Source organism: Streptomyces gelaticus (assembly GCF_014649535.1).
Taxonomy (GTDB): Bacteria; Actinomycetota; Actinomycetes; order Streptomycetales; family Streptomycetaceae; genus Streptomyces; species Streptomyces gelaticus.
Genome location: NZ_BMTF01000002.1, coordinates 384,211 through 407,060 on the forward strand (window position 1 = coordinate 384,211; position 22,850 = coordinate 407,060).

General features: G+C 73.5%; 19 protein-coding genes, 1 pseudogene and 1 riboswitch. Of the genes and pseudogenes, 6 read left to right on the forward strand and 14 right to left on the reverse strand.

All coding sequences use genetic code 11. The features are described from left to right. Positions 1–54 precede the first annotated feature (54 nt). The 4 genes from IE107_RS04455 to IE107_RS04470 all read right to left on the reverse strand — a co-directional run bounded on the left by IE107_RS04455 (position 55) and on the right by IE107_RS04470 (position 4,580). Complete coding sequence (locus tag IE107_RS04455; protein WP_189541232.1) at positions 55–1,080, reverse strand: VOC family protein; 1,026 nt, start codon at positions 1,078–1,080, stop codon at positions 55–57. A 42-nt stretch (positions 1,081–1,122) separates the two neighbouring features. Next, positions 1,123–2,394: a hypothetical protein gene (locus IE107_RS04460; RefSeq protein WP_189541234.1), complete on the reverse strand. Its 1,272-nt coding sequence runs from the start codon at positions 2,392–2,394 to the stop codon at positions 1,123–1,125. Beyond that, positions 2,391–3,266 carry a class I SAM-dependent methyltransferase gene (locus tag IE107_RS04465; RefSeq protein ID WP_189541236.1) on the reverse strand — a complete coding sequence of 292 codons (876 nt, stop codon included), beginning with the start codon at positions 3,264–3,266 and terminating at the stop codon, positions 2,391–2,393. Before IE107_RS04465 ends, IE107_RS04460 begins: the two co-directional genes overlap by 4 nt. Before the next feature lie 207 nt (positions 3,267–3,473). Then, complete coding sequence (locus tag IE107_RS04470; RefSeq protein WP_189541238.1) at positions 3,474–4,580, reverse strand: pyridoxal-phosphate-dependent aminotransferase family protein; 1,107 nt, start codon at positions 4,578–4,580, stop codon at positions 3,474–3,476. Between the two features lie 134 nt (positions 4,581–4,714). Here IE107_RS04470 and IE107_RS04475 point away from each other — a divergent pair, with 134 nt between their 5' ends. Beyond that, the gene (locus IE107_RS04475) at positions 4,715–5,791 is read left to right on the forward strand and encodes an amidohydrolase family protein (RefSeq protein WP_189541399.1); all 1,077 of its coding nucleotides are present in this window, start codon (positions 4,715–4,717) and stop codon (positions 5,789–5,791) included. 318 nt (positions 5,792–6,109) lie between these two features. Further along, on the forward strand, positions 6,110–7,195 hold the full coding sequence (locus IE107_RS04480) for an SCO1860 family LAETG-anchored protein (RefSeq protein ID WP_189541240.1): 1,086 nt from the start codon (positions 6,110–6,112) through the stop codon (positions 7,193–7,195). A gap of 54 nt (positions 7,196–7,249) precedes the next feature. On the opposite strand, the gene cobC is transcribed toward IE107_RS04480, so the two are convergent. Continuing rightward, positions 7,250–8,944, reverse strand: a complete 1,695-nt coding sequence (gene cobC, locus IE107_RS04485; protein ID WP_189541241.1) for an Rv2231c family histidinol phosphate aminotransferase CobC — start codon at positions 8,942–8,944, stop codon at positions 7,250–7,252. A 100-nt stretch (positions 8,945–9,044) separates the two neighbouring features. On the opposite strand from cobC, the gene IE107_RS04490 reads away from it, so the two are divergent. Continuing rightward, positions 9,045–9,767, forward strand: coding sequence for a ZIP family metal transporter (locus IE107_RS04490; RefSeq protein WP_189541243.1), 723 nt, complete (start codon positions 9,045–9,047; stop codon positions 9,765–9,767). A gap of 14 nt (positions 9,768–9,781) precedes the next feature. On the opposite strand, the gene IE107_RS04495 is transcribed toward IE107_RS04490, so the two are convergent. The 7 genes from IE107_RS04495 to IE107_RS04525 form a co-directional block, all read right to left on the reverse strand. Further along, positions 9,782–11,161 carry a cobyrinic acid a,c-diamide synthase CobB gene (locus IE107_RS04495; RefSeq protein WP_189541245.1) on the reverse strand — a complete coding sequence of 460 codons (1,380 nt, stop codon included), beginning with the start codon at positions 11,159–11,161 and terminating at the stop codon, positions 9,782–9,784. Between the two features lie 10 nt (positions 11,162–11,171). Further along, a complete protein-coding gene (cobO, locus tag IE107_RS04500; protein ID WP_189541247.1) occupies positions 11,172–11,771 on the reverse strand; it encodes a cob(I)yrinic acid a,c-diamide adenosyltransferase in 600 nt (199 codons plus the stop codon). Next, the gene (locus IE107_RS04505) at positions 11,771–13,789 is read right to left on the reverse strand and encodes a putative cobaltochelatase (RefSeq protein WP_189541249.1); all 2,019 of its coding nucleotides are present in this window, start codon (positions 13,787–13,789) and stop codon (positions 11,771–11,773) included. Before IE107_RS04505 ends, cobO begins: the two co-directional genes overlap by 1 nt. A 61-nt stretch (positions 13,790–13,850) precedes the next feature. After that, complete coding sequence (locus tag IE107_RS04510) at positions 13,851–15,437, reverse strand: cobyric acid synthase (protein WP_189541250.1); 1,587 nt, start codon at positions 15,435–15,437, stop codon at positions 13,851–13,853. Continuing rightward, entirely contained in the window at positions 15,434–16,432 is a 999-nt protein-coding gene (locus tag IE107_RS04515; RefSeq protein ID WP_189541252.1) for a cobalamin biosynthesis protein, read from the reverse strand. Before IE107_RS04515 ends, IE107_RS04510 begins: the two co-directional genes overlap by 4 nt. 145 nt (positions 16,433–16,577) lie before the next feature. Continuing rightward, positions 16,578–16,706, reverse strand: a riboswitch (cobalamin riboswitch). A gap of 152 nt (positions 16,707–16,858) precedes the next feature. Next, positions 16,859–17,089 (reverse strand): hypothetical protein, encoded by a 231-nt coding sequence (locus IE107_RS04520; RefSeq protein ID WP_189541254.1) that lies wholly within the window; start codon positions 17,087–17,089, stop codon positions 16,859–16,861. Positions 17,090–17,119: 30 nt separating this feature from the next. Beyond that, positions 17,120–18,388: an inorganic phosphate transporter gene (locus tag IE107_RS04525; protein ID WP_189541256.1), complete on the reverse strand. Its 1,269-nt coding sequence runs from the start codon at positions 18,386–18,388 to the stop codon at positions 17,120–17,122. Positions 18,389–18,598: 210 nt separating this feature from the next. On the opposite strand from IE107_RS04525, the pseudogene IE107_RS04530 reads away from it, so the two are divergent. The 3 genes and pseudogenes from IE107_RS04530 to IE107_RS04540 all read left to right on the forward strand — a co-directional run bounded on the left by IE107_RS04530 (position 18,599) and on the right by IE107_RS04540 (position 21,947). Further along, a pseudogene (locus IE107_RS04530) lies at positions 18,599–19,258 on the forward strand (class II aldolase/adducin family protein). Between the two features lie 66 nt (positions 19,259–19,324). Next, complete coding sequence (locus IE107_RS04535) at positions 19,325–20,452, forward strand: alpha/beta hydrolase (RefSeq protein ID WP_189541258.1); 1,128 nt, start codon at positions 19,325–19,327, stop codon at positions 20,450–20,452. 184 nt (positions 20,453–20,636) lie between these two features. Further along, positions 20,637–21,947, forward strand: coding sequence for a hypothetical protein (locus tag IE107_RS04540; protein ID WP_189541401.1), 1,311 nt, complete (start codon positions 20,637–20,639; stop codon positions 21,945–21,947). A 41-nt stretch (positions 21,948–21,988) separates the two neighbouring features. Here IE107_RS04540 and IE107_RS04545 read toward each other — a convergent pair whose 3' ends face one another. Next, the gene (locus tag IE107_RS04545; protein ID WP_189541259.1) at positions 21,989–22,402 is read right to left on the reverse strand and encodes a VOC family protein; all 414 of its coding nucleotides are present in this window, start codon (positions 22,400–22,402) and stop codon (positions 21,989–21,991) included. A 140-nt stretch (positions 22,403–22,542) separates the two neighbouring features. Next, positions 22,543–22,842 (reverse strand): neutral zinc metallopeptidase, encoded by a 300-nt coding sequence (locus tag IE107_RS04550; RefSeq protein WP_373302391.1) that lies wholly within the window; start codon positions 22,840–22,842, stop codon positions 22,543–22,545. Positions 22,843–22,850 lie beyond the last annotated feature (8 nt).

Sequence of the window (22,850 nt, forward strand, 5' to 3'; positions counted from 1 at the left end):
GGAGAACGCCTCTCCCCGGGAGCGTCCCGGGACAGCGGTCCGGGCGGCCGCCCGTTACTCCTGACCGGCCCCGTCCAGCGGCGCACTGTGCCACTTCCACGACGTGACGCGCGGGTGGCCGGGCAGCTCGGCGCGGCCGGTGGCCCAGCGCAGTACGGTCCAGCGGTCGGCGTCCTTCGGAGCGTCCGGGAACAGCCGGGCCAGCACCCGGTCGCACAGACCGGCGGGCGGATTCCAGGTGACATCCAGGCTCGCGGCGAGATCGTGCGTGTGCACCAGGGTCTCCACGATCCCCATCGCGGCGAAGCCCTCCGGATCGGACACTCCGTAGGAGTGGTACGAGCGGAGCTCGGGCGAGGCCGTTCGGACCATCGCGGCGAGCAGCGCCCCGTTCGCCTCCAGCGTCCGGAGCAGCCCGGCGGGGCCGGCCGACGGATCCGCGAAGACCGCGTTGCACGGACCGCCCTCACGGTCGGGGCTCCAGCGGTAAGGGAGGTACGTGTCCAGCTCCGGCCGCCGCGGGCCCAGTTGGGCCGCGTAGGAGAAGAGGTCGTCGCTCAGATGCTCCGCGGTCTCCCAGCAGCTCCACTCCAGCGACCCCGCCGGAATGTTCCAGTCGTCCACCGGGGACTCCCGGAGCGCGGCGAGGGCGAGGTCCACCGCGGTGGTCACGTCGTCCGCCGTGACCGGCAGCCGGGTCCCGGTCAGGGCCGCCCGTTCCGCCGCACCGCACTCGACGCAGAACTCGTTGCCCTCAGGGTCGGCGAGCGTCGCCCAGCCCCGCCCGTCGGGCTTTCGGTGGTCGGCGACGAGGGTGGCACCGAGGCCGAGCAGCCGCTCGACCTCCTCGTCCCTCGTCCGGTCCTGCGGCTGGATGTCCAGGTGGACACGGTTCTTGCTGCTCTTGGACTCCGGCACCTGGATGAACAGCAGCGCGGCGCCGGGGGATTCGACGAGCGCCTCGGGATCACCGGGGGCGTCGTCGTCCGAGAGCCGTGCGCCGAGCACCCCGGCCCAGAAGCCGGCCAGCCCGTAGGCGTCGGCGCAGTCGATCGTGATGTGACGTACGAGAGAGGTCATGGGCTCCACTGTGGTCGCCGGTGCCCGCCAGGTACAGCGGGTTTACGGCTGGGGGGACGGGTCGGCGGGCAGGCCGTCCGGACCGGGCGCGGGGACAGGAGCGGGGGCTGCCGTGCGCCCGCGTGGTACGCGCCTCGCAGGCCCGGCGGCGCCGCGCCTCGACGGAGGCCTCCACCGGCGGCGGTTGGGGAGGAACACGGCGAGGATCCCGGCGGCGGTCAGCGCGATCAGGCTGCTGACGACGCCGATCCGCGGTGCCAGCGAGACATCGGGCAGCAGGAACACCGCGACATCGAGGCTGAAGGAGGCCGCCGCGACCATGGCGAGCGAGGAGGCGACGCGGTTGAGCCGGGTGTCGAGTGCCTCGGTCCGCTGCGAAGCGGCGGCCAGCAGGGAGTTGCCGACGTAGCCGAGGAGCTTGTCGGCCCGCTCCTGGGTGTTGTCCAGGCCGATGGAATCACGGGCGGCCAGATAGGTGGCCCGGGGGCCCTGGTCCGACTCTATGCGGTAGCCGTCGAGGTGGTGGTAGTCGGACCAGACCCCGTCGAGGAAGCGCCGGAACGCGTGGACGTCGGTCATGGGGTGCTCGGCCTTGGCGAGGTCGACCAGAATCCGGCGGCCACCCAGCAGAGCACCGACGAGCAGGGACTGCTGTGCCGTCGCGATGTCGGTGGGCTCCAGCATCGTCCGCAGCTCGTGCAGCGGCGTCGCCGGGTCCCGGTCCCAGGCGTAGGTGTACGGCAGCAGTATCCGGCAGTGCGGCCCCGGACTGAGCTGCGGCAGCCGCGGATCGGTCGCCCACGGGGGTTCCTCGGTGACGAAGTGGCAGTTGTACCGGGCGGACTGACGGTCCACCGGTGACGCCTCCCCGCCGCTCGCGAGGTCCGGTCGCAGCGCGAGCCCCTGCACCAGACCGCAGGCCACCGCGGCTGCCAGCACCGCGGCGAGGACGGGGCCGTCCGCCTCGCGGAGCACGTTGTTCACCCGCGCGTCCAGCGCGTCGAGGTCGGCGAGCGGGAGCAGGCGCAGGTCCGCCTCGTGCCGCAGCGCGTACGTCACCAGGATGCTGCCCGCGCTCAGGATCCGGGCGTGGCAGCCGACGATCTCCGTACCGGGAAGCGTGATCACCCCGGTGATGATCTCCTTCAGGTCGAGCTCGATCGTGTGGTCCGGGTTGTACACGAGCGTCCCCAGCTCACCGGGGGCCGGGCGTAACTCGCCGTGCCCCGGCACCCGGAAGGAATCCAGGCCCAGGGGCGGGGAGTTGTGGTGCACCGGGTACGCCCTGCTCTGCAGGTGCAGCACCTCGCTCAACGCGTCACCTCGGCCTGCCCCGGAAGGCCCTGCCCGGGAACGTTCTGCGCGGGCGCGTTCCAGGAGACGGCCACGTACTCGGGAATCAGGTCGGACTCGGGCACGTCGACGCGGTCGAGGTACCGCCGCTGCAGATCCTCCGGTCCGCAGTCCTCGATCTCCTTGCCGAGCAGCGAGGTCAGGCCGTGGTGGGTCAGATAGGAGGCTTCCTCCGGGACCGAACGGCTGCGGAACCACTGACGCTGGTCGGCGAGGACCCGGCTTCCCGCGGCCGCGGCGGGCCAGTAGCTGACGGCGGTGACCGCGCACGTACCGAACTCGGCCCCGAGGCCGACGACCGCGCGCGCCGCCTCCGGGGACAGATAGAAGACCAGGCCCTCGGCGACATAGGCCACCGGGCGCCCGTCGGCCAATTCGCGTACCAGGGACACGAGTTCCTTGCGCGCGTCCGGGCTGCTGAGGTCGGCCGCGTGATGGTGGACATCGCGCTCCGGCAGGACCCCGGACGCCACCAGCTGCGCCGTACGGGACCGCTTGGCCGCGGCCATGTCCGGCAGATCCACTTCGAGCGCGGTCCGGAACGGCAGGAGCCACGGGTACGACGAGAAACCGGCCCCGCACACGACGAGCACCGTGTCCGGATCCTTGCGCAGCGCGCGGGCCAGGGTGTCCGCGATGTACCTTCCGCGCAGCGAGACCACCAGATCGTCGTGGGGGTAGACGGTGCCGGCGAACTCGTCCCACAGCGCACGCACCGCGGGCCGGTCGCCGTCCGGAATCCATGCCGCCGCCAGGGGGTCCTCGGCGAGATCGGGCATCCTGGCGCGCGACTCGTTGACGAGATAGGCGGTCAGTTCTACTCCACAGTGCATGGGCGAGTCTCCCGCTGGTGCTTGGTGTGCAGTTGCCTGATCCCTGTGCCCCGGCCTCCGGTCCCGAGATCACCGACGGTCGTGATCAGGTCCCACATAGTACGCATCGGCTCTCGGCACCCGCCAGGGTCCGAGAGGCCAACGCACCCTCGGGAGCTGGCACTTCGCGGGACCGGGCCCCTCGCACACCCGAGGAGCGGCGAGGGGCTACTCGCTCGGCCAGGCCTCCGAGACCGCCTTGCGGGCGGCTTCGAGATCGACCTTCCGGCCCGCGTCGGCCAGCGCCGCCCCCAGCGCCGCGAGCGAGGACTGCACCGCGCCCCGCGTCGCGTCCACGCCGTAGTGATTGACCCGGATCATCTCCTTGGACAGCGCGCCGCCGCCCGCGATCAGCGGCAGCGACGGGTCGGCCGCCAGCGCCCGCGCGACCAGCCCGGCGGCGTCGACACCCTCGGGGGCGCGCAGCGTCGTCGCGACCGGCGCCGCCTCCGCGGCCTGGTGCACGTACGGCGAGAGCCCGCCGCCGAGAGCCACCGCACCGGCGCGCGTCGCCGCGGCGGCGGCGGCGTGGCGTGCCATCAGCGCCTCCAGGCCCTCGGTCTCGATCCGATCCACGCAGGCCTCCAGCGCCAGCATCTCCAGCTGGGCGGGGGCGTGCAGCAGGGCCTTGCGGCCACCGTCGATCCAGCGCTCCTTCCAGTCCAGCAGCGAGAGGTACGAGCGGCGCGGGGCCTGGGGGTTGGCGGCGATCCGCTCCCAGGCGCGCTCGCTCACCGACACCGCCGACACCCCGGCCGGGCCGCCCATCGCCTTCTGCGCACCGATCACACAGAGGTCGACGCCCCACACGTCCGGCAGCAGAGGCTCGGCACCCACCGAGGCGACGGCGTCCAGCATGAACAGCGCCCCGTGCGAACGGACCACCTCACCGATCTCGGCGACTGGATTGGTGTTTCCGGTCGCCGCCTCCGCGTGGACCAGCGAGACGAAGTCGATCTCCGGGTGCTCGGCCAGCGCCCGCGCGACCTGGTCGGCGGTGACCGCCGTGTGGAAGGGGACGGATAGATCGACCACGTCGGCACCGCAGTCCCGCAGCCAGTTCCCGAAGGTCTGCCCGTACGGCCCGGTGACGACGTTCAGCGCGGTCGAGCCGGGCCGGGCGCCGCCCCGGATGCAGCCTTCCAGGGGCAGCAGCGCCTCGCCCTGCATGATGACGACGTCCTGCTCGGTGGCGAGGAGGCCGGCCACCCGCTTCTCGACGGCCGCGAAGTGCGCGGCGGTGAGCGGGGCGAGGTCGAGGAAGGGGTGCGTCACGGTGGTGCTCTCTTCGGGTCGGGTCGGTCCGGCGCGCTGCGGCGCGTACGGACAGTGCTTCGGTCGAAGCGTACCCAGGGCCCCGCGCGCCGCCTCGTACAGTGCTGCCCATGAGTGATCACAAGGCATCGCAGGTGCTGCATGTGAAGGGGCGGGTGCTCGTCGGTCCCGAGGACGTCCGGGACGAGCTCTGGGTGGTCGACGGGCGGATCTCCTACGGGAGACCGGCCGGTGCGGACGGGGCGGTGACCGTCACCGGCTGGGTACTGCCGGGCCTGGTGGACGCCCACTGCCACGTCGGGCTCGACCACCACGGTGCCGTCGACGCCGCGACCAGCGAGAAGCAGGCCCTCGCCGACCGGGACGCGGGTGCGCTGCTGCTGCGGGACGCGGGTTCACCGTCCGACACCCGGTGGATCGACGAACGCGAGGACCTGCCGAAGATCATCAGGGCGGGCCGGCACATCGCCCGGCCCCGCAGGTACACCCGGAACTACGCCCATGAGATCGAGCCCGGCGAGCTGGTCGCCTACGTCGCGCAGGAGGCGCGCCGCGGCGACGGCTGGGTGAAGCTGGTCGGCGACTGGATCGACCGCGAGGTGGGCGATCTGACCGCCCTCTGGCCGCGCGACGCGGTCCGGGCGGCCATCGCCGAGGCGCACCGGCTCGGCGCCCGGGTCACCGCGCACTGCTTCGCCGAGGACTCGCTGCGCGATCTCGTCGAGGCCGGGATCGACTGCATCGAGCACGCCACCGGCCTCACCGAGGAGACCATTCCGCTCTTCGCCGAGCGCGGTGTGGCGATCGTTCCCACGCTGATCAACATCGCCACCTTCCCTTCGCTCGCGGCGGGCGGCGAGGCCAAGTTCCCCCGCTGGTCGGCCCACATGAGGCGGCTGCACGAGCGGCGCTACGACACGGTGCGCGCCGCGTACGACGCCGGGATCCCGGTCTTCGTCGGCACCGACGCGGGCGGCGTGCTCGCCCACGGTCTGGTGGCGGACGAGGTCGCCGAGCTGGTGAAGGCGGGCATCCCGGCCCTGGACGCGCTGTCCGCGACGACCTGGGGCGCGCGGCAGTGGCTGGGCCGGCCGGTGCTGGAGGAGGGCGCCCCGGCGGACCTGGTGGTGTACGACGAGGACCCGCGGGCGGACGTACGGGTGCTCGCGGCACCGCGGCGGGTGGTGCTGAACGGGCGGGTGATCGGCTGAGCCCGGCGGCCCGGTGACCGGGGTGCGCCGTGGTGACGGGCAGTTACCGGATCGCCTGCCCCGTCGTTGAAACATTTTTGCGCGTACCCCGGCTCGGTCGGCTCCGGCGCCGTCCGCACTCGGTGGACCCGGAGGAACGAGCGTACCGAGATAATCGAATACAGGCGCGGAAACCCCCCTTTGGGGTGAACTCACGTCAGGTGTCCGCGAGTTCACCCTCCGTGCGTAAAGCTTTCGGGGTCGAGGCCACCGGAGCTCTCGATGTCCCCCATTGGACGGCACCGGTGGCTCCATGTCTCTTGTGGGGGTTCCACCACCTTGAACAGCAAAACCTTCCGCCTGGCCGCCCTGGCGGTCGCCGCCGCTCCCGTCGCCCTGCTGGTCGCCGCCCCGGCGCAGGCCGCCGACGCGACCACCACGGCCACCGGCGACGGGAAGGCGAGCGCGGTCGTGCTCCGTGCCGCACTCGACGTCTCGCTCCTGAACAAGACGGTCGACGTGCCGCTCAGGGCCACGCTCAATGAGGTGAAGGCACCCGCCGACGCCAAGGAGACCGCGCTCAGCGTGCGGCTCGACGGGGTGGACGGCGGCCGGCCGGTCAGCGTGCTCGCCGCCGATGTGGCCACCGCGAACGCCACCGTCGACAAGCACCGGGCCGAGGGCTACAGCAATGTGGCCAAGGCCCGGGTCCACGTCCCCGGACTGCCGCTGCTCTCCCTGATCGAGGTGGAGAAGGTCACCTCGAAGGCGGTCTGCGAGGTGGGCCGGAAGCCGGTCGCCGAGTCGAACGTACTGGGGCACGTGTCGGTCCTCGGCAAGCGGATCGACCTCACCGCGGGCGGCACCACGCAGATCAGCGTGCCGGGCGTCGGAGAGGTGAGCCTCGACCTCTCGAAGACGCACACCACCTCGCGCACCGCCGCGGCGACCGCGCTGCGGCTGAAGGTCTCCGTCAACCCGCTCAAGCTGAACGTCGCGGAGGTTCAGGGTGAGGTGACCCTCGTCGAGGCCACCTGCCAGACGCCGAAGCCGGCCGGACCGGGCAGCGGGGACACCGGCGGATCGAACACCGGCGGATCGAGCAACGGCGGATCGAGCAACGGGGGGTCGAACAGCGGCGGCTCCAGCGACGGCGGCTCCGGCAACGGCGGTTCCAGCGGTGGTGGTTCCAGTGACGGAGGCTCCACCGGCAACGGCGGCAGCACGAGCGGTTCCACGGACGGCGGCACCACCGGCGGCGGGGTGAAGCCGCAGACCGGCACCGGCCACGAACCGGCCGCCGGCTCGAACCTCGCGGAGACCGGCGGCAGCTCCGCCACGCCGTACATCGCGGGCGGTGCGGCCGTACTGCTGGCGGCGGGCGCCGGGGCGGTGGTCGTGGCCAGGCGCCGCGCCCAGGGCTGACCCTTCACGAGCCCGAGCGGGGCAGCCGGTGCCGGTCCCTCACCGGCTGCCCCGTCAGCGCACCGCCGCGCCCAGCGTCTGCAGTGCCTGGTCGAAAGCCTGAAGGAAGCGGTTGGTCGTCACACGGTCGCGCACGGCCAGCCGCAGCCACTCGGGACCGAGCCCGGGAAACGTATCCCCTCGGCGCGCCGCGAACCCCAGCATCCGAAGCCGCTCCCGCACTTCACCGGCCCGGTCCAGCCGGACCAGGACGAACGGCGCCTCGGCCGGCGCCGCCACCCGGATCTCGGTGAACTCCATGAGTCCCGCCACCAGATGGGCCCGGTCCACCGCGATCCGCTCCGCGGCGGCGGCCGCCTCGGCCAGGGCCCGCGGCTCCATGCACGCCTCGGCGGCCGTCAGCGCCGGGGACGAAACCGGCCACAGCGGCTGGGTCGCCTCCAGTGCGCGGACGGTCCCCGGGCCGGCCAGCACGTAGCCGATCCGCAGCCCCGCGAGCCCCCAGGTCTTGGTGAGGCTCCGCAGCACGACGAGCCCCGGGACGTCCGTACGCCCGGCCAGCGTCTCGCGCTCGCCGGGCACCGCGTCCATGAACGCCTCGTCGACCACCAGCGTCCGGCCGGGACGCGCCAGTTGCTCCAGCACCGCCGCAGGATGCAGCACCGACGTGGGGTTGGTCGGATTGCCGACCACCACCAGATCCGCGTCCTCGGGTACCGCCGACGGGTCCAGCCGGAATCCGTCCTCGGTCCGCAGCAGCACCCGCCCCACCTCGTGCCCGGCCGCGCGCAGTGCCGCCTCCGGCTCGGTGAACTGCGGATGGACCACGACCGGACGGCGGGCCGGCAGCGCCCGTGCGATCAGCACGAACGCCTCCGCCGCCCCCGCGGTCAGCAGCACCCGCTCCACCGGAAGCCCGTGCCGGGCCGCGACCGCGGCCCGCGCCGAACGGCCGTCCGGGTAGGCGGCGAGCGAGTCCAGCGCCGCGGATATCCGCTCCCTCAGCCAGGCCGGGGGAGTCCCGGCCCGTACGTTGACGGCGAGATCGGTCAGATCCCGGTCCCGTCCCCGTACCTCCGCGTCACCGTGGTGCCGCAGATCGTGCGTGCCCGCGCCGGTCGCGTCGGGTCTTTCCGCGGGAGTGTGCATGGCCGCCGTGGGGTGGTGGTGAGGGCCGCCGTCGGGGCGGGAGGCCGGTTGCCGTGCCGGCCCCGGCTGGTCCTCGGAGTCCGGCAGCACGACTGTGCGCCCGGCACCCGGCTCCACGCAACGGCCGGGGCCGGACGGCACCTCCGGCGCCGCGAGCGCGTCGTCCGCCCTCCCGCGCCGTTCGCGGCGGGCCACCGCACAGGTCACCATCGGCGCCCGCCCCTGCGGGGCCGACTTCCGTTTCGGTACGAGGAGCTCACCCCCCGCCGCGAGCGCGGCGGCCTCCGCGACCGACGGCGTACCGACCGAGGCGAGTGGTGCGCCGGACGGACCGGGCACCTCGATGCGGGCCAGCTCCCCGGCCGGGTACGTGCGCAGCGGCACGCCGAGCGCCGCGGCGGCGGCGACGATTCCCGGCTCCTTCGCCTTGGCGTCCACGGTCACCAGCTCCGCGACGTCCAGCGGCGAGAGCCCGGCCCCGCGCAGGGTGTCCCGGACCAGCCCGAGGATCTCGTCGGCCGGCGCGCCCCTGGACGCGCCGACCCCGACGGCGAGCGACGCGGGCCGCAACACGGAGGCTGCGTGGACTGCTTCGGACATGGCCGGGGTCCTTTCGGAGTGCGGGAGGAGGGGGGGAGGAGAGGGCGGCGCGGGGCGCGCTGAGATGCGCGCACCGGGGTCAATCGGCTAGCAAGAGCGCATGGCGGTGTTCGTCGCGCTCGGCGCGTTCCTGATGACCCTGGCAGGCGGCTGGGTCGCCCAGCGCGTCACCGACCGCCGTCACCTGGTCCTCGGCTTCGCCGGCGGACTGATGCTCGGAGTCGTCGGCCTGGACCTGCTGCCGGAGGCGGTCGACGCCGCGGGCGAACCCGTCTTCGGCGTCCCGGCCGCCCTGCTGCTGTTCGTCGGCGGCTTCCTCCTCGCCCACCTCGTGGAGCGGCTCCTCGCGGTACGCCGGGCGGCTCACGGCGCGGGCGAGGAGCGGGTGCCGCAGGTCGGGCTCACGGCGGCGGCGGCGATGGTCGGCCACAGCCTGATGGACGGGATCGCCCTCGGCGCGGCATTCCAGGTGGGCGCCGGAATGGGAGCCGCCGTCGCCCTCGCCGTCATCACGCACGACTTCGCCGACGGCTTCAACACGTACACGATCACCAGCCTGTACGGTAACGCCCGCCACAAAGCCGTGTTCATGCTGTTCGCGGACGCCCTGGCGCCGATCGTGGGCGCCGCGACGACTCTCCTGTTCACCCTTCCGGAGGAGCTCCTCGGCTGCTATCTCGGCTTCTTCGGCGGTGCGCTGCTCTACCTCGCCGCCGCCGAGATCCTCCCCGAGGCGCACCACGCACACCCGGCGCGTTCCACGCTGCTGTGCACCGTGGCCGGGGTGGGCTTCATCTGGCTCGTGGTGGGCGTCGCGGACTGAGCACCGCACGCGGCTCATCCCCCGCACCGCTCGACGAACCGGCGGGCCATCCGGGGCTCCGCGGCCCAGTGCGTGTGCAGATAGCTGGCATGCACGCCGCCCTGCACGAACCCCTCGACCCGGCGCTCCGGCTGGTGCATGCCCCACGCCGGCGCGGACCCGGCACCCGGCTCCAGCACCGTGCGGTGGAACTCGTGCCCGCGCACCCGGGTGCCGGGCGCCGCCAGCACACTGTCGGAGACCGCCACGGCCTGCCGGTACCCGAGCGTCAGCCGCTTCGACATCCGGGCCTCGGCGTCGAGGACCCCGCACATCGGCAGCCCGTCGAGCGAACGCGCCAGATACAGCAGCCCCGCACACTCGGCGGAGACCGGGGCCCCCGACTCCGCCAGCTCCACGACGGCCCTGCGCAGCGCCGCGTTGGCCGACAGCTCGCAGGCGTACACCTCCGGGAAGCCCCCGCCGATGACCAGCCCCCGCGTGCCCTCGGGCAACGCCTCGTCCCGCAACGGATCGAACGGCACGACCTCGGCCCCGGCCGCGGTGAGCAGCTCGGTGTGCTCGGCGTAGGAGAAGGTGAACGCGGCGCCGGAAGCCACCGCCACGACGGGGCCCCGGCCACCGGCGGGGGAGGACGGCGGCACGGGCCCGCCGCAGCCACCGATCGCCTCCGTCGCGTCCCACGCCCCACCCGGCAACGCGGGCGCGGACCGGGCCAGCGCCATCAGCGCGTCCAGATCGCACCCCGCCACCACCTGCGCCCGCATCGCCTCGACCGCGCCCACCGCGTCACCGCGCCGCTCGGCCACCGGCACCAGCCCCAGGTGCCGCGAGGGCACCGCCACCTGCTCGGCCCGCCGCAGCACCCCCAGCACCGGCAGACCGGACTCGTCCAGCGCGTCCCGCAGCAGCGCCTCGTGCCGCTCGGAGGCGACCTTGTTCAGAATCACCCCGCCGATCCGCACCTGCGGATCCCACGAGGCGAAGCCGTGCACCAGCGCGGCCACGGAACGCGACTGCGACGACGCGTCGACCACCAGCACCACGGGTGCCCGCAGCAACTTCGCGACCTGGGCGGTCGACGCCAGTTCGCCCTGGCCCGCCGCCCCGTCGTACAGCCCCATCACGCCCTCGACCACCGCCAGGTCGCAGCCCCGCGCCCCGTGCGCGAACAGCGGGGCGACCGGATCGGGGCCGCACATGTACGCGTCGAGGTTGCGCCCCGGCCGGCCCGTGGCCAGCGTGTGGTAGCCGGGGTCGATGTAGTCGGGCCCGACCTTGTGCGGGGACACGGCCAGGCCGCGCCCCGCGAAGGCCGCCATCAGCCCCGTGGCGACGGTGGTCTTGCCGCTGCCCGACGAGGGCGCGGCGATCACCAGACGAGGAACGTTCACTGCCGGTGCCTCACCATTCGATGCCCCGCTGACCCTTCTGACCGGCGTCCATCGGGTGCTTGACCTTCGACATCTCGGTCACCAGGTCGGCGGCGTCCAGCAGTTTCTGCGGTGCGTTGCGCCCGGTGACGACCACGTGCTGAGTGCCGGGGCGGTTGCGCAGCACGTCGACCACCTCGTCGGTGTCGACCCACCCCCAGTGCATCGGGTACGCGAACTCGTCGAGGACGTACAGCCGGTACGTCTCGGCGGCCAGGTCGCGCTTGACCTGCTCCCAGCCCTCGCGCGCCGCCTCCTCGTTGTCCATCTGGCCGTCGCGCTGGACCCACGACCAGCCCTCGCCCATCTTGTTCCAGACGACGGAGCCGCCCTCGCCGCTCGCGCCGAGGACCTTCAGCGCGTTCTCCTCACCGACCTTCCACTTCGCCGACTTGACGAACTGGAAGACGCCGATGGGCCATCCCTGATTCCAGGCGCGCAGCGCGAGCCCGAAGGCCGCCGTCGACTTCCCCTTGCCGATGCCGGTGTGCACCATCAGCAGCGGCCTGTTGCGGCGCTGACGGGTGGTGAGCCCGTCGTCGGGCACGGTGGTCGGCTGTCCCTGCGGCATTACGCAGCCCTCCTGTTGGTTTCCTGAACGTCCTTGACGAGTCCGGCGATCGAGTCGGCCCGCAACGCGTCGAGCGTGACGGCACTGCCCCCGAGAGCGTGCGCCAGGCTTCCCGCGAGGCCGAGCCGTACCGGCCCCGACTCGCAGTCCACGACGACGGACGCGACGCCCTCCGCCTCGTGCAGCCGCGCCGCCCGGGCCGCCAGTGCCACCGGCTCGGGCCCCCCGGTCGCCCGTCCGTCGGTCACCACGACCAGCAGCGGCCGCCGCGACGGATCACGCAACCGCTCCACCCGCAGCACCTCATGGGCCTTCAGCAGCCCGGCCGCGACGGGGGTGCGCCCACCGGTCGGCAGCAGCTCCAGCCGTGCCGCCGCGGCGTCCACGGAGGACGTCGGCGGCAGCGCCACCTCGGCGTCCTTGCCGCGGAAGGTGATCAGCCCGACCTTGTCCCGCCGCTGGTACGCGTCCAGCAGCAGCGAGAGGACCGCACCCTTCACGGCGGACATCCGCTGCCGGGCGGCCATCGACCCGGAGGCGTCCACCACGAAGAGCACGAGGTTCCCCTCGCGCCCCTCCCGGGTCGCCTGGCGCAGATCGTCCCGCCGGACCACCAGCCCGCGCCCGGACCGCCCGCGCGCCCGCTGGTGCGGGGCGGCGGCCTGCACGGTCGCCGCCAGATGCAGCTTGGTCAGGGCGCCCTGCGGACGCCGCGCGCCGGTCGTGCGCCCGTGTTCGGTGCGCGCCCGGGACCGCCGCCCCGCCGCGCCCTCGCCCAGACCGGGAACGCTCAGCATCTTCGTGCGGAACGGCTCGGCAGCGCGTACCGGCTGCTGCTCACCGCCCCGGGAGGACTGCCCCTGCCCCTGTTCCTGCCCCTGCCCGGGGACGGAGGGCGCGGGCGTGTCGCCGGCCTCGCCCTCGGGCCGCGGCGGCGTGTCGGGGCCGTCGCCCCGCGGGGGCCGGCCGCCGCCACCGGGGCCGTCCGGGTCCGGGTCCTCGTCCTCGCCGCTGTTCTGCTCCAGCGTGTCGTCGAGCTTGTCCTCGTCGAGGCCCGGCGCGTCGAACGGATTGCGCCGGCGCCGGTGGGGGAGTGCGAGCAGGGCCGCCTGCCGTACGTCCTCGGCGAGCACATCCGTACGCCCCGCCCAGGCGGCCAGCGCGGTGGCCGTCCGCGCCATCACGATGTCCGCGCGCATCCCGTCGACCTCGAAGGCCGCGCAGGTGGCCGCGATCTGCCGCAACGCCGCGTCCCCGAGCCGTACTCCGGGCAGCAGCGCCCGCGCGGCGACGATCCTCGCCCGCAGCGCGTCCTCCTCGTCGGCCCATCCGGCGGCGAAGGCCGCGGGGTCGTCGTCGTACGCGAGGCGCCGCCGCACGACCTCGACCCGCTGATCGGTCTCCCGGGACGCGGCGACCTCGACGGTCAGCCCGAAACGGTCGAGCAACTGCGGCCGCAGCTCGCCCTCTTCGGGGTTCATCGTCCCGACGAGCAGGAAACGTGCCGCGTGCCGTACGGAGACGCCTTCGCGCTCGACGTACGAGGCCCCCATGGCGGCGGCGTCCAGCAACAGGTCCACGAGGTGGTCGTGGAGCAGGTTGACCTCGTCGACGTAGAGGATCCCGCGATGCGCGTCGGCCAGCAGGCCCGGCTCGAAGGCCTTCACGCCCTCCGCGAGTGCCCGCTCGATGTCGAGCGCCCCGACGAGCCGGTCCTCGGACGCGCCGACGGGCAGCTCGACCATCCGGGCGTCCCGCGGCACACCGGCCCCCGCCTCGTGGGGACCGTCCGGACACGCCGGGTCGGGCGATACGGGGTCGCAGGAGAAACGGCACCCGGCGACGACGTCCACCTCCGGCAGCAGTGCCGAGAGCGCGCGCACGGCGGTGCTCTTCGCCGTGCCCTTCTCACCCCGTACGAGCACGCCACCGATGTTCGGTGCGACGGAGTTGAGCAGCAGGGCGAGTTGCAGATCCTGCTGCCCGACGACGGCGGTGAACGGGAAATGCGTGCTCACGAGGCGATCCTTCCTGCGGGTGAATGGGCATGGGAAACGCGGACCCGGCCGGTGCCCGGGGTCATCGGCGGCCTCCCGGGGCTGCGGGAGCCGAGGGGACTGCGGAGACTGCGGGGGCTCCGGGGGCTCCGGGGGCGATGAAGGGAAGGCCCGACGGCGCGCCCGACTCCAGGAGCCGCAGCAACGCGTCGGTGTCCGCGTGCTCCTCGATGAGATCACCGAGGCGGTCGAGCTGTTCCTCGCGCAGCGCGGCGAACGCCGTGTCGGGAGCGGGGACGAAGCGGCGGCCGGCGGCCCGCGCGACCTCGGCCAGGAAGCGGCGGCGGAACTCGTCGCTCTCCAGCGAACCGTGCCAGTGGGTGCCCCACACGGCGCCGGCCCGGCAACCGTCCAGGCTGTGTCCTCGGCCGTCGGAGATGAACCCCTCGCCGCCGTGTACGTCCGCCACTCCGTGGTGGATCTCGTACCCCTCGACCGGCGCGCCGAGCGCCTCGCCGACGGGCCGGGCCAGGGTCTTCTCGCGGTCGAAGCGGATGCGTACGGGGAGGAGGCCGAGGCCCTCGACCCGCCCGGCCCGCGACTCGACCTCGTCCTCGATGCGCTCGCCGAGGATCTGGTAGCCGCCGCAGATGCCGAGGACCGGACGGCCCTCGGCCGCGCGCCGCACCAGTGCTTCGGCGAGGCCGCGCTCGCGCAGCCAGGCCAGCGCCTTCACGGTGCCGCGGGTGCCCGGCACGACCACGAGGTCCGCGTCGGAGAGCTCCTCGGCGCGGTCCACGAACCTGACCACGACGCCCGGCTCGGCGGCCAGCGCGTCCACATCGGTGAAGTTCGACATCAGGGGCACCGCGCACACCGCGACGCGCAGCACGTCCTCGCCGTGCGGCGGCGCGACGACCGATTCGCGCACGGCTCCGCGCAACGACACCCGCAGGCCGTCCTCCTCGTCGATGCCGAGGCCGTGGGCGAAGGGCAGCACCCCGTACGTCGGCCGCCCGGTGAGGTCACGCAGCATCTCCAGGCCCGGCTCCAGCAGCGACACGTCGCCGCGGAACTTGTTGACGAGATAGCCGGCGATCAGTGACTGGTCCTCCGCTGCGAGCAGTGCCGTGGTACCGAAGAACGAGGCGAAGACACCACCGCGGTCGATGTCGCCGACCACCACCACCGGGAAGCGGGCCGCCCGTGCGATGCCCATGTTCACGATGTCCGTGCGCCGCAGATTGATCTCGGCCGGACTGCCCGCACCCTCGCAGATCACCGCGTCGTACGTGCCCCGGAGCTGCTCCAGGCAGTCCACGACCGTGGAGAGCAGCGCCTGCTGCCAGCCGCCGTGGTAGCCGCGGGCGCTCATCTCGCCGACCGGCTTCCCCATCAGGACGACCTGGCTGGAGCGGTCGCTGCCGGGCTTGAGCAGGACCGGGTTCATCAGTGCGGTCGGCTCCACGCGGGCGGCCTGGGCCTGCATGGCCTGGGCGCGCCCGATCTCGGCGCCCTCGCGGGTGACGAAGGAGTTCAGCGACATGTTCTGCGCCTTGAAGGGCGCCACCTTCACGCCCCGGCGTACGAGCCAGCGGCAGATGCCTGCCGTGACAACGCTCTTGCCCGCGTCGGAAGTGGTTCCGGCGACCAGCAGCCCGCCGCTCATGTGCTTCTCCGTCCTGCGATGCGAGGCCCTGCCGTGCGGCGCCCCGTGATCCGTCGTGCGGCGAGGGCCGCGCCGAGCCGCCCCGCCACGCACACGCCGAGGGCCAGCGCGCCCACCCGCCGCGACAGCCGCACCGCGCGCTCGATGTCCGCGGTCTCCACTGCCCGGCCCGTCTCCCCGTTGAGCACGGGGCGGTGCTCGACCCGGCCGCCGTACGCGAGGGTGCCGCCGAGCCGTACGCCGAGCGCACCCGCGAACGAGGCCTCCACCGGGCCCGCGTTGGGGCTCGGGTGCTTGTCGGCATCGGCCCGCCAGGCGCGGACCGCTCCACGCGGCCGCCCCCCTGCGGCCACGGCGAGCAGAGCCGTGAGCCGGGCGCCGGGCCAGCCCGCGAGGTCGTCGAGGCGGGCCGAGGCCCAGCCGTAGCGCCGGTGGCGGGCCGATGTGTGGCCGACCATGGCGTCGAGGGTGTTGACGGCCCGGAAGCCGGCCAGCCCGGGAACCCCGGCCAGCGCGCCCCACACCAGGGCGCCGACCACGGCGTCCGAGGTGTTCTCCGCCACGGACTCGACCACGGCGCGGGCGATCTGGGGGCCGTCCAGGGACTGCGGGTCGCGCCCGCACAGATGCGGCAGCCGCTCGCGGGCCAGGTCGATGTCACCGGCCGTCAGGGCGGAGCCGATGGCCCGTGCCTCACGGCCCAGGGAGGTGCCGCCGACGACGGACCAGGTGACGGCCGCGGTCAGCGCCACGGAGGCGGCGGGGCTACGGCGTACGGCACGGGTGAGCAGCGCGGCACCACCCGCGGCGCCTCCGGCGCAGACGAGGGTGTGCAGCGCGCCCCACCCGCGGTGGTCGCGCCACAGCCGGCGCTCGACGCCCGCCGCGGCCCGCCCGAAGGCGGCCACCGGGTGTCCCCGGCGGGGATCACCGAGCAGCAGATCGCCGATCAGACCGGCCGTGGCGCCGTACGCGAAGATGCGGTCGGCTCGCACGGTTCAGCCGGCCGTCGCGCCTCGGTGGACCTTCGTACAGGAGGCTCTCGTCGAGAGCGCCGGAACAGCGGACGCACGGCAGGCGGGCATGGCGATATGTCCTCACTCAGGGTCCGCGCCCTGGTTCGACGTGACCGGCGACGAGAGTCTCCTGGCTCCCGGATCCGCGGTTCCCCCGGCCTTCCAGCCCGCTCGCGCGTGCCGTGACTTCCGGTGTGGGGGACCGCTCCCCGGTGACAGTGGCGGGACCGCGCCGGATTCGCACCGGCTTCCTCTGCTGTCGCCGTAATTGGCTCCGGCAGTCCACCACGCTCTGCGAACGCCCGTCAACCTGCTGTTGACCTGCGGCGGTGCAGTGTGCTGATACCCACATCGGGCCGGACACACGGGGTGTCCGGCCCGACGGGGGAGCGTGCGCGGTGCGGTTCAGGCGACGATCAGAAAGATGCCGTACGCGACAGCCGCCGCGCACAGCGCGAAGCAGACGTACGCACCGGCGCGGGCCAGCAGCACCGAGCCGCCGGAGCCGCCCTGCGCCGCCGGTTCCGGCTGCTTGGAGAGGCCGACGATGCCCAGGGTGAAGAGGCCCACCAGCGCGACGGTGACAACGAGGGAGACGCCGAATACGGAGCCGAGGGCTGCCCAGTCGATGTTCATGCTGAATCCTTAGACGGCCTGCCGGCCGGGTCAGACGGTGGCGGGTCGCGCCGGGTCCTGGGTGGTTCCGGCCGGGGCCGGAATGGTGGTCGTGAGGTTCTGGGCCGTTGCCTGGGCCGCGGTGGTGGGCGGCGGGCTGACGGCGGCGATGGCCGTGGTGACGACGCCCGCGGGCTCGGCGTCGACGTCCGTCGGCGCGACATCGCCGTGGCCGACCGGCTTGCGGCGCGACACCAGCCAGATCGCACCGGAGCCCACGACCAGCAGCGCCGCGACGACCACGACGCCCCAGGTGCCCTGCTTGGTGAGGAGCTCCGCGCCCGCACCGACCAGACCGGCGGCCGGCAGGGTCAGACCCCAGGCGACGAACATCCGGGTGGCGGTGGACCAGCGGACCACACCGCCCTGGCGGCCGAGGCCCGCGCCCATCACGGCGCCGGAGCAGGACTGGGTGGTGGAGAGGGAGAAGCCGAGGTGCGAGGAGGCCAGGATCACGGTGGCCGCACTGGTCTGGGCGGCGAAGCCCTGCGGCGGCTTGAGGTCGGTGAGGCCGCTGCCCATGGTGCGGATGATGCGCCAGCCGCCCAGGTAGGTGCCGAGCGCGATGGCCGTACCGGCGCTGACGATGACCCAGAGCGGCGGGTTGGCACCCGGGTGCAGGACTCCGCCGGTGACCAGGGCCAGGGTGATGATGCCCATGGTCTTCTGCGCGTCGTTGGTGCCGTGGGCGAGGGAGACCAGTCCGGCCGAGGCGATCTGGCCGGCCCGGTAGCCCTTGGCGGTGGCCTTCTCCTGGGCTTCGTCGCGGACCTTCCCGCCGATCCGGTACGTCAGCCTGGTGGCCAGCAGCGCGGCCAGACCGGCGACGACCGGGGCGGCGACCGCGGGGAGCAGCACCTTGGTGACGACGGTGCCGCCGTTGACGGACGACCAGCCCGCCGACATCACGGCGGCACCGATCAGACCGCCGAACAGGGCGTGCGAGGAGCTGGACGGCAGTCCGACCAGCCAGGTCAGCAGATTCCACAGAATGGCGCCGACGAGTGCCGCGAAGATGACCTCTGTTCGCAGCCCGTCCTCGTTGATGATCCCGCCGGAGATCGTCTTGGCGACCTCCACCGACAGGAACGCGCCGACGAGATTGAGCACGGCGGACATGGCCACCGCTGTTTTCGGTCTGAGTGCACCGGTCGAGATGGTCGTCGCCATCGCGTTCGCGGTGTCGTGGAAACCGTTCGTGAAATCGAACACTAGAGCTGTCACGATCACAATCGCGAGGAGCAGCGTGATGTGTTCCATTTACCCAGGCAATCGTTCGGCGTCATTGGCATGTGGACCGTAGGCAACCTGGGTGAACAGAAGGTGAACTGGACAGGGCGCTGGGGTGTTCCCAACCGGAGCGAAGGCATTCCGCTTGTGCGCCGGGCGAGGCGCGGTCCGGTTTTCCGGCGGTGCACTGCTGTGGCCGATCGCATACCCGTTCGTCTGCGGGGCTGACAGGATCGGCGCATGAGCGATCAGCAGCGGAACGCGATCGAACGCGCCTGGGACGGTGTCGTCGCCACCGCCCGCAGGACGGCGGCCGACGGCCTCGTCGTCGGGACCTCGGGAAACGTGTCGGCACGGGTCGGCGACACCATCCTGGTCACGCCGAGCGGAGTGCTGTAAGACCGGCTGGGCCCCCAGGACGCCGTCGGCGTCGATCCGGAGGGCAACCGCGTACTCGGCGAATTGGCCCCCACCAGCGAACTGCCGCTCCACCTCGCCGTCTACCGGAACACCGACGCGGCCGCCGTCGTGCACACCCACGCGGTGCACGCCACGGCCGTCTCCACGCTGGTGCCCGAGGTCCCGTCGGTCCACTACGCCGCCGCCGTGCTGGGCGGCCCCGTCCGCGTCGCGGCCTACGCCCGCTACGGCACCGCGGAACTGGCCGAGAACATGCTCGCCGCCCTGCGCGACCGTACGGGGTGCCTCCTCCAGAACCACGGCACCGTCACCTACGGAGCCACCCTGGACCAGGCGTACGACCGGACCGCCCAGCTGGAGTGGCTCTGCCGGCTCTGGCTCACCGCGAGCTCCGTCCCCGGGCTCACCCCGAACCTGCTCTCGCCGGAGCAGCTGAGCGACGTGCAGGAGGCGCTCAAGGGATACGGACAGCCGGGCTGACCCGGCCGGCCCACCGGACGGCCCCGTCCACTGGCAGGGTCCGGCACCCCCCGTGACACTGAAGCCGTGCGCCCGGCAACAGTCACGGCAGCAGCCGTCACCACGATCCTCGGCGTCGGTGCGGCAGCGGTCGCGGCCGGACGGTTCGCCAGTGACGCCGCCCTCAAGGCGCCGTCCGGACGGCCGCTCCCGGCCGACCGCAGACTCACCGTGCACGCCACGGCGGCCGGGCAGGTCACCCTGACCCGCTCCCTCACCGCCCTGCGGCCCGGTACGTACGGACTGGTGGGCAAGAACGTCCACGCCGTGATCGGCCCGGTGATCGAGCACGCCCACCACGCCCCCGACACCGTCGTGCGCAGACTGGAACGCGTCGACCGCGGCACCCTGGAGACCGGAGCCAAGGTCCGCGTCACCCCGCAACTGCACAGCGGCGACCCGTCCTCGGCGCTCGGCCTCCACCACCGGGAGGTGGCGATCCCCGGCGAACTCGGAACCCTGCCCGCCTGGTTCCTGCCCGGCCCCCGCGACACCTGGGTCATCACCGTGCACGGCCTCGGGACCACCAGGGAACACCCCATGAACGTCATGAGGTTCCTGTACGACCAGCGCCTGCCCGTGCTCGACCTGGCCTACCGGGGTGACGCCGGAGCTCCGCGTTCCCCCGACGGCCTCGCCCATCTCGGCGAATCCGAGTGGCGCGACCTGGACGCCGCGATCCGCTTCGCCGTGCGGTACGGAGCCGAGAAGGTCGTCCTGCACGGCTGGTCCACCGGCGCCTCGATGGCGCTGCACGCGGCCGTCAACTCCGCGCTGCGCGACCGGATCTGCGGTCTCGTGCTCGACTCCCCGGTGCTGGACTGGGTCACCACGCTGCGCGCCCTGGCCGTCGCCCGAGGCGTCCCGGCCGTCCTGCTGCCGCTCGCCGTCCGCGCCGCCCAGGGACAGACCGGACTGCACGGCGCCCGGCTGCTGGACGGCTCTCTCGCACCGGCGCTGCACGTCCCGACCCTGATCTTCCACGGTCCCGACGACCGGCTCGCCCCCTGGCAGCCGTCCCGCGACCTCGCCGCCCGCCGGCCGGACCTGATCGCCCTGCATGCCGTACCGCAGGCTCCGCATGCGGCGATGTGGAATGCCGATCCGGTCCACTACGAAGAGACCTTGCGCCGCTTCCTGACGCCCCTGATGTGAGGCGATGCGAGGGTTCGGCCGATTGGTCCCTGGCCCCGTCCACCAGCCCCTGCACCGGGAATTCGGGTTCCGTTTGGGCTTTCGGGCCGTCAGGGGCAAGACTGCTCCCGTGACGTCCCGTAACCCGCGCGACTCCAGGCTTCGACTTGTCCGCCCGCAACCCCTTGCCACCGCTCGCAAGGCCGTGACCACCCGGCGCACCAGGCCGGCCCCCCGTCCTCCGGAGGGCACTCCGCCCCGGTCGGAGCTGGCCCGGCAGGCCAGGACGGCCCTCGCCGACGCCGTACGGATCGCCCGCTGGGCAGCCGACGGCGCGATCCCCGGCGCACCACCACTCGCCGCCCAGGCGCTCCAACGGGCCGCGACAGCCCTGGAATTGTCCCCGGCCCAGGTGCGCTCCGGCTGGGACCGGGCCAGGCTCGCCGGCCTCGTCGAACTGCACGGCGACACCGCGCGCCCCGGCTGGCGGCTGCGTGCCTGGGACCGCGACGACTCCGCCGTGCTCCGCGGCTGGGTGGCGCTCTTCGACGCCTGGTCGCTCGTCCATCCGGCACCCGAGGACATCGAGTCCACCGCGGTCGCCGAGGCCGTCGAGGCCGTGCCGCAGGTCCTCTCCCTCCTCCAGCTCTCGGCGGGTCCGGTCACCGTGCCCGCTCTGCTGGACCTGCTCGGCCAGCGCGTCGCGGAACTGCGCGAGGAACGCTGCGAAGTGCCCTACGGCCCCCAGCCGCTGCCCGCACCGGCCGAATCCGCACCCGCCCCGCACCCCGCCGCCCTGGTGGCGCTGCTGCTGGACTGGGCCCTGGAGGGGCTGGCCGCCGTCGGCGCGCTCACCCTCGGCGCCGGACACGCCACCCTCACCCCGCTCGGCAACTGGGCGGTCTGGGTCAAGCTGGAACAGATCTGCGTCGCGGCCCAGAGCCCGGCCGGGAACATCGAGCAGTCCGCCGCCGACATGCTGCTCGGCTGCGCCCGGCTCACCCCCGGCCCCGCCCGCGACGAATACCGGGCCTGGCTGGCCGCCCGTCCCGTCGGCAGCGCCGTCGCCGAACTCCTCGCCGTCGCCCGCGGCGAGGACGCGCTCCTGCGGGGGCTCGCCTTCGAGGCGCTCCGGGTCGTCGGCGCCCCCGCCGAGCCCGAGGTGCGCTCCGTCGCCGCCGACCCCTCGCTGCGCCCCTACGCACTGCTCTGGCTGGCCGAGTACGACGGAACCGACCCCGAGGACGCCCAGGACGTCCTCAGCCGGGAGGAGTCCACCTGGCTCTGGGTCGACACCGCTGCGGCCGTCGCCGACCACGGCGAGACCGGGCTGCTGGTCCGCCATCTCGACTCGGCCGTCCAGGGCACGGTGCCCGCCCTGCTGGAGGAGGTACGGGCCGTCGGCCATCCGCGCACCGTGCAGGTACTGGTGGCGCTGGCCGCCGCGCACCCGGACCCCGCGCTGGCCAAGGCGGTGCGCCGGGCCGCGTTCCAGGTGCACACCGGCGGCGCCTGACCGCCCGCGCCGGACGGACCCGCCCCGGGCCCGTCCGGCCGTCAGTCCGCCGACCCCGGCGCGTACGTACCGAAGCTCCACACATTGCCCTCGGCGTCCCGTGCCATGTAGTCGCGCGAGCCGTAGTCCTGGTCGGTGGGCGGCATCAGGATCTCCACCCCGTGCTCCACGGCTCTGGCGTGGTGCGCGTCGACCTCGTCGACCACGACGTAGACCCCGGCGGGACCGGCGTCCCGCATCGCCTCGGCGAAGACGCCGTCGCGGCCCTTGGAACCCAGCATCACCCTGCCGTTGCCGCAGGACAGCTCGGCATGGAGCACCTGGCCGCCCTCGCCCTCGTACACCGCTTCCTCGGTGAAGCCGAGGCCCTCCGTCAATGTCCTGATCGCGGCCTTCGCGTCGTCGTACAGAATCGTGGGATAGATGGTCGGTACGCCTGCCGGTGCGCCTGCCATGGCGCTCACCCCTTTTCGCACTCCCGTGACCCGTTTCTGTGATCTGTGTCTCAGTCTTCCATCGGCCGCTGACAACGGCCCGGCGCGAGCCCGGGGCCGGGGCTCGGCGGAAGGTCTTGCGGTCGGCCGTGGTCGATTCGTCAGGGGTGGTCGTGGCGCCGTGCGCCCGGATCCGGCGCGGCAGTCCGCCTGGAGCTCCACCCGGACCGCGTTCGCTGTTCGTGCCGGTCGGGCCGTCCTGGGGACCGGCGCGTCCCCGTCGGTTCCTGCATGGGGTGCCCGTACTCATGGGCGACGGCACAGGCCTGGGCGAACGGCCCGCCGCTGGAGCCGGACCTCGTCCGCCGTTCGTCGAAGAACCCCGGGTCCGGACAGGCCTGCCGGTCACCCGGACAGGGCGGCGACACGGGGCGACCGCCCGGCGGGCGCCGTGGACGCACGCGGAAAG